We start from the raw sequence: 15,496 nt of genomic DNA on the forward strand, positions 1-15,496 counted from the left end.
CCACCGCACCGCACGGCCCGGCCCCGCAGACCCCGCCCGCTTTCCACAGTCCCGCCGGTCCGCCTCCGGCGCCGGGGACGGGCGGCACGCTGCCGGGGCCGCATGGCCCTCGCGGCAACCGGCGCACGGCCGTCATCGCCGGTGCGGGTGCCGCGGTCGCGGCGGCCGTCGCGCTCGTGTTCGCGGCGGTCTGGTTCGCGGGCGGCGATTCCCCGCGCGACGGCGCCGGTGCGGGCCGGCAGGGTTCGACCGCGCCGTCCGCCCCCGCGAGCCAGGCGCGTCGCGAGGGCGGCGTCCCCGCGACGACCAGCCCGAGCGCGTCGAGCCCCGCCACGGCGAAACAGCCGTCCACCCAGGCGTCGAAGCCGCGCCCGACGGCGTCGCCGTCGACTCCCCGGAAGCTCGTCCGGGTAGAGCTGGGCCCGGGGCATTTCAGCGCGTACTGCGTGAAGCTCGGCTGGGAGTGGGTCGAGTACCGGACGACGCCCAGCCCCGGCGCGTACTGCATCCTGCGCAAGGGCGACACGATGAAGCTGTCACCCGCCCAGCTCGACGCCGGATGCCAGTGGCGATTCGGCGACTCCCGCGCCCGCCACTACTTCAAGGGCCGGGCGAACTACTGCTACGCGATGAAGCCCGCCTGATCGACGTCAACGACGCGTTCCTCGGCCTCAGAACCGCGCCGGTGCCGGGTGAGCGCCTCCGTATTGAGCGTTCCATGGGCCCCTACTCGAACATTTGTGCGGTTCTGGTGAATACTGGGGGCCATGATGGACCCGGAGCACAGGCCCTTGACCTGCCCGTATGGACATTCGCTGGAGCCTGGCGCCACCCGGGTCGGCTGGGCGCCGTGCGATTGCCCGCCGGCCTGGGCGGGCCACAAGGGACACCGCACCTACTGGTGCGAACGGTGCCGCACGGCGGGCTGGACCAGCATCTCCTACAACCCTGAGCACGTCCCCGCGGACGGCGTCCGCGGCCGTCACCCCCGATGACGCCGCGGGGCCGTGCCCGGGGCGTCAGGCGGCGCGTTCCTGGGTGACCTGTGTGCGGACGGCCGGGACGATCTCCTCCGCGAAACGCTTGATCTGGGTCTCCTGGTCGCCCTCCGCCCACAGGATGAAGGTGTCCATCCCGGAGCCGACGGCGAGGTCGGTGAGCTCGTCGATCCACTGGGACGCGGGGCCGCGCAGGAAGCCCTCGGACACGCCGCCGGTGATCGTCCCGCTGATGTTGTAGAGCCTGCGGACGTCGGCCGGGTCGCGTCCGGCGGACGTGGCCGCCTCGTCGATGCGCGCGTGCATCTCCGGCAGCCGCTCCGGGGTCGCCCACGGGGAGGACGGCAGCCAGCCGTCGGCGGCGCGGCCCGTCAGCGCCAGGCCGCGCGGGCCGCCGACACCGAGCCACAGCTCCATCCGGTGCGCCGGGACGGGCCCCGCCTTGGCGCCCTTCAGGCGGTAGTGGTCGCCCTCGAAGCGCAGGTTGCGCTCGCCGCTCCACACCTTGCGGATCACGGTGACGGCCTCTTCCAGGGCGTCGGCGGCCTCCCTGGGAGTGCGGCGGGGGCCGCCGAACGCCTCGATCGCGTCCCAGAAGCCGCCCGCGCCGAGGCCCAGTTCGGCGCGGCCGCCGCTGAGCACGTCCAGGCTCGCGGCGGCCTTGGCCAGCACCGCCGGCGGGCGCAGCGGCAGGCTCGCCACGTCCGGGAAGACGCGGACGCGTTCGGTGACGGCCGCGATCGTGCTGAGGAGCGTCCACGTGTCGACGTACCGGCGCTGGTAGGGATGGTCCTGCACGCCGATCAGGTCGAGGCCCGCGCGGTCGGCGGCGCGCGCCGTGGCGAGGAGCGGGTCGTCGGCGTTCGGGACGAGGAAGTAGCCGAATTCCAATGGCCTGCCGTAGTCGCTCATGCCGCCGAGAACCCCTGGCCGTGACGCCTTGTTCCCGGAGGTGCCCGCCCTTGGTCAGCCCTTGATCTGGGTCCAGGCCTCGATCCAGCGGGAGTAGTCGACGCAGGCGTCGCCGCGGTCGTCGCCGCAGTCCTTCGTCGGGGTCCGCCAGAAGGCCAGGCGGTTGTAGAAGTTCTGGTCGCCCACGCGGAACGTCGAGCAGAAGCCCTTCGCCGTGTACCGGCACGCCTTCGGGTTGGCGGGGGCCTCGCCGAACCACTGCGCCACCTGGGCCTGCACCTTCGGCGCCGTGATCCAGTTCATCCACTTGTACATGCAGGTCGGATGCTGGGCCTTCGAGGAGATCATCCAGGTGTCGGACCAGCCGGTCGCGCCCTCGACCGGGATCGTCGTCGCCACCGGCACCTTCTCCGCCAGCGCCAGGTTCGCGGTGACCTGCCAGCCGATGCCCGCGTAGTTGTATCCGCTGGTGAACGAGTGCAGCTCGTCCAGGTAGGACACGAAGTACTGGTTGACGTTCGGGCGCTGCCGCTTGAGCAGCTCGATCGCGGCGGCGAACTGCTCCTCGTCCAGCGCGTAGACGTCGGTGATCTCCAGGTCGGGGCGGTGGGTCTTGAGGTAGAGCGCGGCGTCGGCGATGTAGATCGGGGAGTCGTAGGCGACGACGTGCCCCGCGGCGGGGGAGTCCTCGTCCCAGATGATGCTCCAGGACGTCGGGCGCTGCCGGAACTTGTCCGTCCGGTACATCAGGACGTTCGCGCCGTACCCGTGCGGCACCCCGTACATCTGGCCGTTGACGGAGTTGTACGGCTGGTTCTTCAGGTATGCGGCGATGTCGGCGTAGTTGCCGATGAGGCCGGTGTTCACGGGCGCGACCAGCCCGGCGTGGACGAGCCGCAGGCTCGCGTCGCCCGACGCCGACACGCCGTCGTACCGCCCGGTCTCCATGAGCGCGACCATCGCGTCCGACGTGTCGGCCACCTTCGCGGTGACCTTGCAGCCCGTGGTTTTGGTGAACGGTGTGACCCAGTCGACCTTCTTGTCGTTCGAGCCGTTCTCGGCGTAGCCCGTCCAGACGACCAGGTCGAGCCGGCCCTCCGGGGTGCCGAGCTGCTGCGCCATCGGGATGTCGGGCGGCGCGGCGGAGCCGCCGGGGTCGCCGCCGCACGCGCCGGTGAACGCCAGGACCGCGGCGAGGACGAATGCGGTCGCGGCGAGCCGGGGTTTCGTCGCGGAGGGGGTGCGGGCCATCACGCTGGGGAATCTTAGGGGGATTTCGGCCCGTTGGTGTGTACAAAACGTGATGATCTGGAAACTGTCGACACACGGCGCCGCGCGGTTCTAGGCTCTCCTTCGTCCCGCGCCCGCTCTCCGTCGCCCCGCGCATGCCGTCCGTCACCATCCTCCGCCCGAGTGAAGGTCCAGCCGAAGTGTCGAATCGAGGCCGCCCCGTGGACTCAGCCGCCGGCCGTCGGCGCACCCCCAAGGCCGCGCGGTTCCGCTCCATCCGCTTCAAGGTCGTCCTGATGGTGACCGTGTCGGTGGTCTCGCTCGGCGGGCTGTGGGCGTTCGCGGCGAGCATCGCGCTCGGCGAGGGCTTCAACCTCCGGCACGTGGAGACCGTCCAGGACCACTACGGCTACCCGTCCGGCGCGCTCGGCGGCGCGCTGCAGGCCGAGCGGCGGCTGTCGATGGTGTTCCTCGGCAGCCGGTCGGGCGCCGACCGGGCGTCGATGGAGTCGGGACGGCTCGTCACCGACCGGCAGGCCGGGCTGTTCCGCCGCCTCGTGACCGACCGGGGCGCCCGCGAGGCCGCGTCCGCCGGCACCCGCCGCCTCGCCGGCACGATCCTGCGCGAGCTGGACGGCCTGGACGCCCGCCGCCGCGCCATCGACACCGGCAAGACCGACCGGACGCGCGCCTTCGCCGGTTACACGACCCTCCTCGGCGACGTCGGCGCGCTCCAGGGCTCGCTCGCCACCCTCGACGACTCCGAGCTCGCCCGGGACGCCCGCAACGAGACGGCGCTCGCCCGCGCCCGCGAGGTCCTCGCGCAGGAGGACGCGCTCCTCGCCGGGGTGCTCGCCGCCGGACGGATCACGCCCGCCGAGCACGCCCAGTTCATCAAGCTCGTCGGGACGCAGCGCGCCCTCTACGGGTACGCCGCGGCCGAGCTCCGGCCCGCCGACCGGGCGTACTACAAGCGCGTCGTGTCGATGCCCGAGTACGGGCGGCTCCGCACGCTGGAGGACCGGTTCGTCACGTCCCCGCGGCTGATCCGCGCCGCGGGCGGCACCGGCGTGCTGTGGAAGACCACCGCCGACTCGAACCTCACCCGGCTGCGCGGCCTCGAACTGGCCGTGTCGGCGGGCGCCGAGAAGCGCGCCGAGCCGATCTCCGGTGCCATCGTCACCCGCGTCGTCATCGCGGGCGCGCTCGGGCTCGTCGCCGTCGCGGCCTCGCTCGTCCTCGCGGTGTGGGTCGCCCGGTCCATCATCCGCGAGCTGGCCGGGCTGCGCCGCGCGGCGCTCGACCTGGCCGACGTCCGGCTGCCCGGCGTGATCCGGCGGCTGCGGCGCGGCGACGAGGTCGACGTCGCCGCCGAGGCCCCGCCGCTGGAGTTCGGCACCCGCGAGATCGACCAGGTCGGCGCGGCGTTCAACGCGGCGAGGCGGACCGCGATCCAGAGCGCCGTCGAGGAGGCCACGCTCCGCCGCAACGTCAGCGACGTGTTCGTCAACCTCGCCCGCCGCAGCCAGACGCTGCTGCACCGCCAGCTCAAGCTGCTGGACGCGATGGAGCGCCGCATCGAGACGCCCGACGACCTGGAGGACCTGTTCCGCCTCGACCACCTCGCGACCCGCATGCGCCGGCACGCCGAGGGCCTGATCATCCTGTCCGGGCAGGCGCCGGGCCGCGGCTGGCGCAGCCCCGTCGCGATCGTGGACGTCGCCCGCGCCGCCGCCTCCGAGGTCGAGGACTACACCCGCGTCAACGTCGCGCCGATGAGCCGCGCCGCGCTCGTCGGCCCGGCCGTCGCCGACGTCACCCACCTGCTCGCCGAGCTGATCGAGAACGCCACCGTGTTCTCGCCGCCGCACACGACCGTCCAGGTGCAGGGGCAGCCCGTCGCGCACGGCTTCACGCTGGAGGTCGAGGACCGCGGGCTCAGCATGGACGCGGCCGGGCTCGCCGCCGCCAACGAGCGGCTCGCGAACGCCGCCGAGTTCGACCTGTCCGACAGCGCGCAGCTCGGCCTGTTCGTCGTCGGCCGGCTCGCGCGGCGGCACCGCATCAGGGTCACGCTGCGGACGTCCCCCTACGGCGGGATGACCGCGATCGTGCTGCTGCCCGAGCACCTCGTCGTCCGCGACGGCGACGGCGCCGAACCCGCCGCCCCCGCGCTGGCCACCGCACGCGAGGACGACGCGCTCGTCTCCGCCGGGTCCGTCCTGCAGCTCCCGCCGGGACGGCACTCGGCTTCGCCGGACGCGGACGACCCGCTCGGTGCGGCGGCCACCGCTTCCGCGCCTTCCGACCCTGGGGCCCAGACCGGCCCCCTGCCGGTGTTCGAGGCGCCGATGCAGGGACCGGCTCCGGCGCGCAGGACGCCGCCGGTGCCGTCGGCCTGGGGCGAGCCGCCGTCCGCGTCCGACCCGGAGCCCGAGCCGGGACCGGCCGCGCCGACCGCGCCGTCTCCACTGTCCGCGCCGACCGTGCCGTCCGGGCGGGAGCGGACGCCCGGCATCCCGCGGTCGCCGCGCGAGGTCCGGCGCCGTCCCGCCGGGGGAGGCGCCGCCGAACGTCCGGCGCTGCCGAAACGCGTCCGGCAGGAGAACATGGCCGCCCAGCTGCGCGAGGCGCCCCTCGCCGCACCGGTCCCCCTCTCCGCGCCCGTGCCGGACGCCGAAGCCGATCAGGGGCCCGGCGCCGAGCCGGGATCCGGGGCCGATCCGGGGCCCGCCGAGGAGCCGCGTCCCCGCCGGACGCCCGAGGAGCTGCGGTCGATGATGTCGTCCATCCAGCAGGGCACCCGGCGCGGCCGCGCCGAGATCCTGGACAACGAGGACACGTGACGGGCCATGACCGGTCCTGGCGCCGAATGGCTGGATGAGGAGGCCGGGCCCATCGTCCGGTCGTATGCCCTGACGCGCGGCCGGGCGAGGCCCGCGACCGGCGAGCCCTTCGACATGATCACCATCATCTCGACGGCGGCGCGGCCCCGGTCCGGCTCGCCCGGCATCGGGCCCGAGCATCTCGACATCCTGGAGATGTGCCTGGTGCCGCAGCCGGTCGCCGAGATCGCCGCCCGGATGGGGCTGCCGCTCGTCGTGGTGCGCGTCCTGCTCGGCGACCTGCTGCACCACCGGCTCATCACCACCACCCGCCCCCCACCGGAGAGCGCGCTCTCCAAGGAACGCCTGCTGAAGGAGGTGCTCGATGGCCTCCAAGCGCTCTGACGGCGCGGGATCGGCCCCGGTCGCGGTGAAGATCCTCATCGCCGGGGGGTTCGGGGTCGGCAAGACGACGCTGGTCGGCGCCGTCAGCGAGATCCGCCCGCTGCAGACCGAGGAGCTGCTCACCGACCGGGGCCTCGGCGTCGACGACACCGGCGGCGTCGAGCGGAAGACGACCACCACGGTCGCGATGGACTTCGGCCGCATCACCATCCGCGCCGGGCTCGTCCTGTACCTGTTCGGCACGCCCGGCCAGGACCGCTTCTGGTTCATGTGGGACGAGCTGTCCTACGGCGCGCTCGGCGCCGTCGTCCTCGCCGACACGCGCCGCCTCACCGACAGCTTCCCGGCCGTCGACTACTTCGAGAACCGCGGCCTCCCGTTCGTCGTCGGCGTGAACCGGTTCGACGACGGCTACGACTACACCACCGAGGAGATCCGGGAGGCGCTCGACCTCGGCGAGGAGGCGCCGGTCGTGCTCTGCGACGCGCGGGACCGCGCGGACGGGAAAGAGGTCCTGACCACGCTGATGAAGCACATCCTGGCCGTCCACCGGGCGCGGCGCCGGTCGTCCGCGCCCGCCCTGTAGGCACCCCCTGGGCCTGCGGCCCGCCGGTACGCTGCCGGGACATGCACCGGACACGCGCGCGGCTCGCGGACGGCCGCGAGATCGTCTACTACGACGCGGCCCCGGGCCGGGTGCCCGCCGCCGACCCGCGCGATCTCCCGCCGGTCGAGCCGGTGTGCGAGGTCCGCCGCGACCCGCTGACCGGCGACCACGTCACGATCACCGCGCACCGCAACGCCCGGACGTTCCTGCCGCCCGCCGACCGGTGCCCGCTGTGCCCGGGCGGGCCCGCGTCGGAGGTCCCCGATCCGTCCTACGAGGTCGTCGCGTTCGAGAACCGGTTCCCGTCCTTCGACGTCCGGACGCCGCCGCCCACGCCGCCCGTGATCGACGGCGTGGAGCGCCTCCCTGGCGCGGGACGCTGCGAGGTCGTGTGCTTCACCGACGAGCACGCCGCGTCGATGGCGCGCCTGCCGGTGCCGCGCGTCCGGACGGTCATCGACGCCTGGGCCGACCGCACCGCCGAGCTGTCCGCGATCCCGTCCGTCGCGCAGGTCTTCGTCTTCGAGAACCGCGGCGTCGAGATCGGCGTGACCCTGCACCATCCGCACGGGCAGATCTACGCCTACCCGTTCGTCACGCCCCGCACCGGGCGGATGCTCGCGCGGGCCGCCGCCCGCCCCGGCCTGTTCGGCGAGGTGCTGGAGGCCGAACGCGCGGGCTCCCGCGCCATCCTGTCCGGCGAGCACTGGACGGCCTACGTCCCCGCCGCCGCACGGTGGCCGGTCGAGGTGCACCTGATGCCGCACCGGCACGTCCCCGACCTGGCCGCCCTGGACGCCGCCGAACGCGACGAGCTGGCCGTCCTGTACCGCGACCTCCTCCGCCGCTGCGACGCCCTCTACGACACGCCGCTCCCGTACGTGGCGGGCTGGCACCAGGCGCCCACCGGCGAGGGACGGGACCTGCTCCGCCTGCACCTGGAACTGTTCTCCGTCCGCCGCGCCCCCGGCAAGATCAAGTACCTGGCCGGGTCGGAGTCGGGCATGGCCGCCTGGATCAACGACGTCGTCCCGGAGGAGGCGGCGGCACGCCTCCGTGCCGTCACTGCCGGCTGAGGGTGCGGGTGACGCCGGCGGCGATCGTCGTCGCCAGCACCCAGCCGGTGATGATCAGGGTGTACCCGAGCCACTGGTACCCGCCGCTCGCCTTGAACGCCCTCTCCTGCCCGAAGTCGATGATCGGCAGCATCAGGTCGAGGGTGTAGAACAGCGCGTTGAACGGCGGATGCTCCCCGGCCTTCAGCGGCTCCGGCGGACGCGCGCCGAACACCGTGGTGCCGAGCGCCAGCAGGCCCGCCAGCCACGCCGCCGCCCAGAGCGGCCGGAACCCGTACCCGACCGTCACGTCCTGCAGCAACCCCCACATCCGCGCCCACCACGGACGCGTCCGGCGGTACCTGCGCTGCTTGGCGAGCTGGACGTTCCGCGCCGCGCGCTCGTCCCCGGCCTGCCGGAACGCGGCGGCGAGCTGCTCGTAGGCGTGCGGGACGTACCCCTCCGCGTCCCGCTCCAGCATCGCGATCCGCACGCGCGCCGGAAGGCGGGGGGTGAGCGCGCCGTAGGTCAGCCCGTCCAGCCAGACCGTCCCGCCGAGCGCGTCCGGCGGGACGTGCAGCAGCCCGAACCGCCCGCGGAGCAGGTTGGCCTCGCCGTCGACCCGGCCCTCGCGGAGCCACACCTCCCCGATCTCGGCGCTCGTCGCGCGCAGCGACGACAGCCGCGCCTGCGTCAGCACGAGCAGCCCGGGGATCGTCGCGCCGCGCACGTTGACCTCACCGTCGAGCCGGGCCCGGGTGGCGATCACGTCCGACCCTACGGTGAGGTTCGCGGCGTCCAGCGCGAGCCCGCCCGGACAGCTGAGGACGGCGCCCTCAAGGTCCACCTGGCCCGACACCGACGCCCCGGAGAACCCGACCCCGCCCAGCACGTGCAGCCCGGCGGCCCGCACGTCGTCCTCGATGACGGAGTGGCCGAGGCGCAGGACCTGATCCGCCGCGCCGTCGGTCCCGAGCCGCGCCCGCTCCAGGTTCAGGAAGCTCGACAGCCGCGCGCCGCCCAGGTGCACGCGTCCCGGGACGCGGCAGCCGGCGATGCTCAGGACCCCGTCCACCCGCACGGTCGCCGCGTCCAGGCCCGGCAGGTACGACTCGCCCAGATTCACCTGCCGGACCCGCGCGCTGTACAGCAGCGGCGTCTCCTCGAAGTGGCACGCCACCAGCCGGATCGGATGCTCCACCGTCGCGTAGTGCAGGTTCAGCAGCCCCGTGATCCGGGCGCCCACCACCCTCACCGCCGCGACATCGCCCTCCACCGCCGGTCTCAGCAGGAGCTTGCGCAGCACCTCGGCCCGCACCGTGCGCCCGGGTCCCCACGCGGCACCGTTCGCCGGGTCGTCGTCCGTGCCGTCCCGGAGGTCGACGGACGTCCCGGTGGGGAACGCACGCCAGACGCGCCGCTCGACGGGCGTGAGATCAACCGGTTCCACGACGCACGAACCTAGTCCAACCCGCACGAACCACGGCGCGGCTCTCGGATAGGTACGCTTTTCGCCACTTCGTGGAACGATCTGACGGCGGTGCCCTACCCTCCCACGCATGCCGGAAAGCGTGCAGGCGGCCCCGCTGGCCGACGGGTCGTTCGACGGCGTCGCCGCCACCGCGGAGGGGCACCCGCTGGTGTTCACGTCCCGGACGGCCCACGGCGCGAACACCGGCCAGGCGTGGGACCTGACGACGGGCGCTATGCTCGGCCCGCCGATCCCCGACTTCCCCGCCGGACGCGCCGAATGGACGTTCGGCCTCCCCACCGGATCGCCGGCCGTGGCCTGGACGCACCGCGACCGCGTCCACGTCCAGGACGTCCGCACGGGCCGCGAGCTCGTCCTGGACGGCCAGCCCGACCTGCTCGCCCTCGCCGTCCACGGCGGCCGCGGCGCCGTCGTCGCGATCTTCGGCCCGGCGAACGACGCCGAGGTCGTCGTCTGGGACGCCCTGACCGGCGACCGCCTGGCCGAGTTCGCCCTCTGGCTCGGCCACGGCACGGCCATCGACCGCACCGCTCTGCACGCCACCCCGGCGTCGGGTCCGCTCGTCGCCCTGACCGGAGGCGCGGACGCCGTCGTCCTCGACGTGGAGCGCGGCGAGGACATCGCCGCCCGCGCCGCGCCGGCGCACGGCCTGGTCCTGGTCGAGCCGGCGGAGAGCGCCCTGCACGTCCGCGGCCTGGACGGCGACCGGCTCACCGTCCTCACGGCCCCCGCCCCCTGCGACCGGGTGACGGCGTTCTCGGGCGGCCCGGACGGCCGTCTGCTGGTCGCCGCGGGCCTTGAGGGAGACCCCTGCACGGTCCTGGCCTGGGACGCGGTGCCGTCCGAGAACGGGGTGCCTTTCGCCCCGTCCCATTGCGTCAAGGTCCCGGCCCCGGTGAACGACCTCGCCCTCGCCCCGGACGGCACACTCCTGACCGCCACCGACGAGGGCCTCTTCACGACCCGCCTGCGCCCCTAGACGCGCAGGGGCGCCATGGCGTCGAGGACGTGCTCCGCATAGGGATGAAGCCGGTCACGGAGGTCGTCCCACAGATCGTCGCGGTCACCGAGGTAGATCGCCCTGGCCCGGGCGAGGACGGGACGGTGCTCCTCCGGCAGCCGGTCGAGCGCCCAATCGGCCGCCGCGTCCTTGGAGCGGATCCGCCCGGTCGCCAGCGTCGCCCAGATGCGGGCGAGGGTCAGGACGACGTTCCGCGTGTCCGTGCCGAGGTCGGCGAGGAGGTCCGGGATACCGGCCGTCATCCCGGCGACGAGATCGCCGCGCGGGACGGGATCGAGGACCGCGCCGGGCGGTGGCCCGAACAGCGAACGGTTCCCGAGCAGGACCATGGTGATCAGCGGCGCCAGGTCCGGGCTCGGGCCCGGCGGCGGAATCTCCCCCCGCTCGAATCCGGCGCGCAGCCACTCGCCGTACTGGAACTCGCAGCCGGGCGGGTAGCGCCACGGCCGGACCGCCGACTGGACGACGACGGTCAGTTCCACGGGACGCCTCGCACCCCGCGCCGGATAGCAGGAGAGCCCGAGCAGCCCGTCACTCAGACGCCGCCGCTCCTCAGCCGTCATCGGACGTCTCACCACGACGAGGACGTCGAGGTCGCTGTGCGGACGCAGCGTGCCGAGCACGGCCGAGCCATGCGGATACGCGCCCGCGACGCCGCCGCCGAGAACGTCGCGGACCAGCCGCACGACCTCCTCTGCCTGCGTCACCACCGGCCCCTTCGTCGCCGTTCCGGACGCTATCAGCCTCCCCGGCCCATCGCGTCATCGATTGAGCGGGAAGAGCGCGGAGAGGCGGGGAAGGCGGCGGGCGACTTCGGCGGGGTCGTCGAAATCCCAGCCCTTGTCCAGCGGGGCCGTGTCGTACGGAATTTCGTGCCCGCGGACACTCAGCGCCTCGTCAAGCCCGCCCTCGACGCCGGTGCGATGCTCGAACGCCTCCGCCGCGACATAGTTGAACGACTCCCATTCCGGCCATTCGTCATCGGCCCAATCAGACGGGGAGCGCCCGGCCAGGCGCTGTATGCCGGGCAGTTCCACGAGCAGGTCGGGAGCCGCGGTGACCAGGGTGAACGCCGCGCGGCCCTGGCCGATGAGCCACGGCTGGAAATACCAGAATCCGTCCATGGAGCAGAGGCCGCCCATGACGCGGTACGCCGCGCCCCAGAGCGCGTAGGTGTCGGAGCGGCGGCGCGTCTCGTCCTGGCGGATTTGGAAGTCGAGAATGTCCGCGACGGGCCGCCGGGCGAGCGCATCGTGCAGCCAGGCGATTCGCGCGTCGGGATCGGGGGAGTGGTCGCGGGACTGCTCGATCAGCCCCCAGAATCCGTCCAGGTCCATGCGCACGGAGTGTGGCACGGGGGTGTGACGGAATTCGCGGTGGAAAGTGCTCTCCGCGCGTACCGTGAGAAGGGGCGCGGTGAGGAGGGCGGCGATGACGGCGCAGGGGCCCGGGGCCGGCGGACGGGGGTATGTGACCCTGCAGGACGTGGCGCGGGAGGCCGGCGTCTCGCTCGCCACCGCGTCCCGCGTCCTCAACGGGACGTCGCAGGTCCGCGCCGACCTCCGGGAGCGCGTGCTCGCCGCCGCCGCCGACCTCCGCTACACGCCCAACGCGCACGCGCAGGCGCTCGCGAGCTCGTCCAGCAAGTCCGTCGGGGTGGTCTGCCACGACGTCAGCGACCCGTACTTCGCCGCCATCGCCCACGGCGTGATGCGCACCGCCGCCGAGCACGGCATGCTCGTGATGCTCGCCAGCACGTTCCACGACCCGTCCCGCGAGGTCGAGTACGTCGCGATGCTGCGCGCCCAGCGGGCCCGCGCGATCCTGCTCATCGGGTCCGCCTTCGAGGACCGGGAGTGGGAGCGCTCGATGGCCGCCGAGCTGGACCCGTACCAGCGCACGGGCGGGCGCGTCGCCGTCCTCAGCCGGCACCGCGGACTCAGGGCCGACGCCGTCCTGCCGCAGAACCGGGAGGGCGCCGCCGCCCTCGCCCGCGCCCTGCTCGACCTCGGCCACCGCCGCTTCGGTGTGCTGACCGGACCGCGCGCGCTCACCACCGTCACCGACCGGCTGGGCGGCTTCACCGGCGCGCTCGCCGCCGCCGGCGTCCGCGTCGCGTCCGGGCACATCGTCGAGGCGGGCTTCACCCGCGCCGGCGGCTATACCGCCGCGACCGAGCTGCTCCGCGGCGCGGACCGTCCGACCTGCGTGTTCGCCGTCAGCGACCTGATGGCGATCGGCGCGCTCGCCGCGTTCCGCGACCACGGCGTGTCCGTGCCCGGCGACGTCTCGCTCGCCGGGTTCGACGACATCCCCATCGTCCGCGACCTGACTCCCGCCCTCACCACCGTCGCGCTCCCGATGGACGCGATGGGCGAACGCGTCATGGGCCTGGCGCTGCGCGAGCCCGCGTCCCGCCGCAACCGCGTCGAGCGCGTCTCGGGCGAGGTCGTCCTGCGCGCCAGCACCGCGCCACCGGCCTAGAAAGCGGAGAACCCGTCCGGGAGACTCCGGACGGGCCCTGATCTATCGTTCAACGCGTGGCGTCCTCTTTCGCCTCGGCCTCCGCGGGACGCTCGCTCTCCGCGTCCTCCGGCAGCTGCTCGGGCCACTCATCGACCTTCGTGCGACGAGGGTTCGCCAAGGGATTGCTCATCGTTACCGCTGTCCTCCTGTTCGGGCCGAATCAAGGGAAATGTTCCCGACGACCGGCCCGGTTCCGCAAAATGGTCTAGACCGCGGGCTCACCCCTCCCGCGGCACACCTCCCAACACCGCCGCCCGCTCGTCCATTCCCGCCCGGAAACCGGCTCGCCGCGCCTCCCCGTTCCTGGCACCCTCTCCTCATGGACGTCGCCGAACTGATCCGCCTCCAGAACGAGGGCACCCGCCTGAAGTTCCTCTTCTTCTGGGGGCACCAGACCCCCGGCCCCGGCTACCTCAGCCAGTGGTGGCCGACCCCCTTCACCGTGGACGGCACCGTCTACGCCACCGCCGAGCACTACATGATGGCCGAAAAGGCCCGGCTTTTCGGGGACGAGAAATCGGCGGACGCCATCATCGCCGCGTCCCATCCCCGCCGCGCGAAAGACCTCGGCCGCCGCGTCCGCGACTTCGACGAGCGGACGTGGCGGGACAACCGCGTCGCCATTGTCACCAAAGGCAACGAGGCCAAGTTCGCCCAGAACAAGGAACTCCTCGACTATCTCCTCGGCACCCGCGACCGCGTTCTCGTCGAAGCCAGCCCCTTGGACCGCGTCTGGGGCATAGGAATGGCCGCCGACGACCCCGACGCCGAGAACCCCTCGGCCTGGAAAGGCGAGAACCTCCTAGGCTTCGCCCTCATGACCGCCCGCGACCGCCTCTCCACCGTCCTCCGGGCGCAGCACCACGGCCTCCTCCCCGCGCCAACCAGGGGAGGAGGCCGCGACGCGGACACCGGCAGAAGCGCTGCGGGTGCGGATCCTCGGGTTTCAGGAGCGTGATGGTTCGGGGCCGACGAACATCAGGACCTGGTTCTTGGCCCACGGGGTGGCGTCGTGGACGTACCAGGTCGGCGGCACCTGGTCGGGGCGCAGGTCCTTGCTCACGTTCCCGTCCATGGCGCGGTACTCCGGAACGGTGACGTTCCGCTTCTTCAGGGCGGCCAGCATCTCGCCGACGCGGCGGTTCCGGTAGGCCATCCCGTGCATCACCTCGCCGGGTGCCGTCACCGGCGCGGTGCTGGTGTACTGCTCGCCGGGACGCGCCGCGCGCCCGAAGACGATCTCGGCGCTGCCCTTGAAGTCGGTGCGGATGCGGACACCGACCGGGCAGTCGTCGCCCCCGCCGCCGGACTCGCACGCGCCCTTGGCGGTGATGGCCGTGACGTCGTCCGCGCCGGTGCCCTCGCTCGTGCTCTCCATCACCACCGTGCCGACGATGGACGGCGAGACCGGCACCAGCGACAGCCTCACGTCGAGGCCGCGGGCCTTGAACTCGGTGTGGTACCGCTTCGGGTCGGCCAGAGGATCGCGCACGCGGACGTCGATGTGGTCGCCCTCGGCCGTGAAGGACAGCGCCGCCAGCCTGATCAGGGGGCTGACCTGGGCGCTGGTCCGGGGGCGTGGCGTTCCCGGTTCGTCCCGCGCGACCACGACCGCGACGGCCGCGCTCGCCGCGGCGGCGGTCGCCAGCGGGAGGCCGACGGTCATGAGCACCCGGCGCCGCCTGCGCGGCGCGGCGGGGCCGGGGGCGGTGGCCGTGATGCGGTCGGCCAGATCGGCGGCCGTCTCGTCCGGCAGGAGCCGTCCGGCCTGGTCGTCGCTGATGGGGGCGAGCCTGCCGATCAGCGTGTCGATGTCGCGGTTCATGCGCGTTCTCCGTTCGGGACGGCGGCGGGCAGGGGGCGGACGTCCGCCTCCGCGCGTTCCAGCGCGCGGGCGAACCGGCGGCGGGCGCGGTGCAGGCGGATCCGGACCGCGTTGCGGGAGCAGCCGAGGACGGCGGCGATCTCACCGTGGTCGAGGCCCTCCCAGCCGACCAGGGACAGCAGTTCCCGGTCGGGCTCCGGCAGGTTCCGGAACGCGGCGGCGACGTCCGCGAGATCGCGGTCCGGGGCGGCCAGGTGGTCGACGAGGCCGGCGCGGAGCCGCGAGCCGAGGTCGGCGGCCAGCGCGGACCGGCGGCGCTCGCCGCGATGGTGGTTCGCCAGGATCCGGCGGGCCACCCCGTACAGCCACAGCCGCGCCTGGTCGCCGGGCGGGACGTCGTCCAGCCGCCGCCAGGCCGTCAGGAACGTCTCGGCCAGCACGTCGGCCGCGTCCTGCGGGTCGGCGGTGCGGCGCAGCGCGTAGCCGAGGATCCGGGCGCGGTTCGCCGTGTAGATGTCCTCGAAGCGTCGCCGCCTGTCGCCGGGCGGGTGGGAGTCCTCCAAAGGGGTTGGCAAATGCCCCTCCTCTCGGCGCACGCCC

Annotated in this window: 15 protein-coding genes and 1 pseudogene; 8 read left to right on the forward strand and 8 right to left on the reverse strand. The window is 73.6% G+C overall.

Translation table 11 applies throughout. From position 1 onward, the window contains the following. Nucleotides 1-644: pseudogene (locus E1264_RS43760) on the forward strand (hypothetical protein); the annotation flags it as partial. Nucleotides 645-1,019: 375 nt separating this feature from the next. Here the strand turns inward: E1264_RS43760 and E1264_RS28175 are convergent. Then, nucleotides 1,020-1,910 carry an LLM class flavin-dependent oxidoreductase gene (locus E1264_RS28175; RefSeq protein WP_132178469.1) on the reverse strand — a complete coding sequence of 297 codons (891 nt, stop codon included), beginning with the start codon at nucleotides 1,908-1,910 and terminating at the stop codon, nucleotides 1,020-1,022. Between the two features lie 54 nt (nucleotides 1,911-1,964). After that, the gene (locus tag E1264_RS28180; RefSeq protein ID WP_132178481.1) at nucleotides 1,965-3,161 is read right to left on the reverse strand and encodes an extracellular solute-binding protein; all 1,197 of its coding nucleotides are present in this window, start codon (nucleotides 3,159-3,161) and stop codon (nucleotides 1,965-1,967) included. 200 nt (nucleotides 3,162-3,361) lie between these two features. Between E1264_RS28180 and E1264_RS28185 the strand changes: the two genes are divergently transcribed. The 4 genes from E1264_RS28185 to galT are packed head-to-tail and all read left to right on the forward strand — an operon-like array spanning nucleotide 3,362 to nucleotide 8,053. Continuing rightward, the gene (locus E1264_RS28185; RefSeq protein ID WP_165964421.1) at nucleotides 3,362-5,986 is read left to right on the forward strand and encodes a nitrate- and nitrite sensing domain-containing protein; all 2,625 of its coding nucleotides are present in this window, start codon (nucleotides 3,362-3,364) and stop codon (nucleotides 5,984-5,986) included. Between the two features lie 6 nt (nucleotides 5,987-5,992). Next, nucleotides 5,993-6,370 (forward strand): DUF742 domain-containing protein, encoded by a 378-nt coding sequence (locus E1264_RS28190; protein ID WP_132178471.1) that lies wholly within the window; start codon nucleotides 5,993-5,995, stop codon nucleotides 6,368-6,370. Further along, nucleotides 6,351-6,956 (forward strand): ATP/GTP-binding protein, encoded by a 606-nt coding sequence (locus E1264_RS28195; RefSeq protein ID WP_132178472.1) that lies wholly within the window; start codon nucleotides 6,351-6,353, stop codon nucleotides 6,954-6,956. The genes E1264_RS28190 and E1264_RS28195 overlap by 20 nt, the downstream gene beginning before the upstream one ends. A gap of 41 nt (nucleotides 6,957-6,997) precedes the next feature. Then, nucleotides 6,998-8,053 (forward strand): galactose-1-phosphate uridylyltransferase, encoded by a 1,056-nt coding sequence (gene galT / locus E1264_RS28200; protein ID WP_132178473.1) that lies wholly within the window; start codon nucleotides 6,998-7,000, stop codon nucleotides 8,051-8,053. Here galT and E1264_RS45495 read toward each other — a convergent pair. After that, nucleotides 8,040-9,482: a membrane-associated oxidoreductase gene (locus tag E1264_RS45495; RefSeq protein WP_132178474.1), complete on the reverse strand. Its 1,443-nt coding sequence runs from the start codon at nucleotides 9,480-9,482 to the stop codon at nucleotides 8,040-8,042. The two genes, galT and E1264_RS45495, sit on opposite strands and share 14 nt — an antisense overlap. A 109-nt stretch (nucleotides 9,483-9,591) precedes the next feature. Here E1264_RS45495 and E1264_RS28210 point away from each other — a divergent pair, with 109 nt between their 5' ends. Beyond that, complete coding sequence (locus E1264_RS28210) at nucleotides 9,592-10,503, forward strand: hypothetical protein (protein ID WP_132178475.1); 912 nt, start codon at nucleotides 9,592-9,594, stop codon at nucleotides 10,501-10,503. On the opposite strand, the gene E1264_RS28215 is transcribed toward E1264_RS28210, so the two are convergent. Continuing rightward, the gene (locus tag E1264_RS28215; RefSeq protein ID WP_132178476.1) at nucleotides 10,500-11,252 is read right to left on the reverse strand and encodes an aminoglycoside adenylyltransferase family protein; all 753 of its coding nucleotides are present in this window, start codon (nucleotides 11,250-11,252) and stop codon (nucleotides 10,500-10,502) included. The two genes, E1264_RS28210 and E1264_RS28215, sit on opposite strands and share 4 nt — an antisense overlap. A gap of 54 nt (nucleotides 11,253-11,306) precedes the next feature. Continuing rightward, on the reverse strand, nucleotides 11,307-11,882 hold the full coding sequence (locus E1264_RS28220) for a DUF4240 domain-containing protein (protein ID WP_132178477.1): 576 nt from the start codon (nucleotides 11,880-11,882) through the stop codon (nucleotides 11,307-11,309). Between the two features lie 94 nt (nucleotides 11,883-11,976). On the opposite strand from E1264_RS28220, the gene E1264_RS28225 reads away from it, so the two are divergent. After that, entirely contained in the window at nucleotides 11,977-13,029 is a 1,053-nt protein-coding gene (locus tag E1264_RS28225; protein WP_132178478.1) for a LacI family DNA-binding transcriptional regulator, read from the forward strand. Nucleotides 13,030-13,078: 49 nt separating this feature from the next. Here the strand turns inward: E1264_RS28225 and E1264_RS46020 are convergent, their stop codons facing one another. After that, on the reverse strand, nucleotides 13,079-13,201 hold the full coding sequence (locus E1264_RS46020; RefSeq protein ID WP_279491525.1) for a hypothetical protein: 123 nt from the start codon (nucleotides 13,199-13,201) through the stop codon (nucleotides 13,079-13,081). Between the two features lie 189 nt (nucleotides 13,202-13,390). On the opposite strand from E1264_RS46020, the gene E1264_RS28230 reads away from it, so the two are divergent. Then, complete coding sequence (locus tag E1264_RS28230) at nucleotides 13,391-14,029, forward strand: NADAR family protein (protein ID WP_132178479.1); 639 nt, start codon at nucleotides 13,391-13,393, stop codon at nucleotides 14,027-14,029. On the opposite strand, the gene E1264_RS28235 is transcribed toward E1264_RS28230, so the two are convergent. Both E1264_RS28235 and E1264_RS28240 read right to left on the reverse strand, forming a co-directional pair. Then, nucleotides 14,018-14,896 (reverse strand): hypothetical protein, encoded by an 879-nt coding sequence (locus tag E1264_RS28235; RefSeq protein ID WP_132178480.1) that lies wholly within the window; start codon nucleotides 14,894-14,896, stop codon nucleotides 14,018-14,020. The genes E1264_RS28230 and E1264_RS28235 overlap by 12 nt on opposite strands. Then, nucleotides 14,893-15,492, reverse strand: coding sequence for a sigma-70 family RNA polymerase sigma factor (locus E1264_RS28240; protein ID WP_347813427.1), 600 nt, complete (start codon nucleotides 15,490-15,492; stop codon nucleotides 14,893-14,895). The genes E1264_RS28235 and E1264_RS28240 overlap by 4 nt, the downstream gene beginning before the upstream one ends. Nucleotides 15,493-15,496 lie beyond the last annotated feature (4 nt).

The organism is Actinomadura sp. KC216 (assembly GCF_004348535.1).
In the GTDB taxonomy this organism is placed as follows: Bacteria; Actinomycetota; Actinomycetes; order Streptosporangiales; family Streptosporangiaceae; genus Spirillospora.